Consider the following 343-nt stretch of genomic DNA (forward strand, 5'->3'; position numbering starts at 1 on the left):
TCAGCCCCCACGAGGCCGTGACGTGGCGGCTGCCGACGGCTGGGGTCACGCTGGAAGACAGTGAAAGAACGGCGGCACGGGAATCTGCTGGAGGTGCCATGAGCAGTGCGCACGGGCGTGAGCCGATCGTCGTGGGTGTCGACCCCGATCCCTCGAAGCGGCTGGCACTCGCCTGGGCCGCAGACGAGGCGGATCGCCGTGGCCTGCCGGTGCGGCTCGTCCACGCCCAGGGCGTACCGACGGGCGGATACCGCACGGGCGAGGCTCTGCCGTCCTGGGAGGAGTGGAACCGGACACTGCACGAAGCGGGTGCCGAGGTACTCAAGGAGGCGGTCGCCTTCGT

The 343-nt window shown here is 70.3% G+C and carries 1 protein-coding gene; it reads left to right on the top strand.

Features of this window, described 5'->3' with window-relative positions:
- Nucleotides 1-98 precede the first annotated feature (98 nt).
- Nucleotides 99-343 (top strand): universal stress protein (locus RB628_RS41700; RefSeq protein ID WP_318325805.1); only part of this gene is annotated, 245 nt, incomplete at its 3' end.

This window comes from Streptomyces sp. ADMS, from assembly GCF_033441795.1.
Taxonomy (GTDB): Bacteria; Actinomycetota; Actinomycetes; order Streptomycetales; family Streptomycetaceae; genus Streptomyces.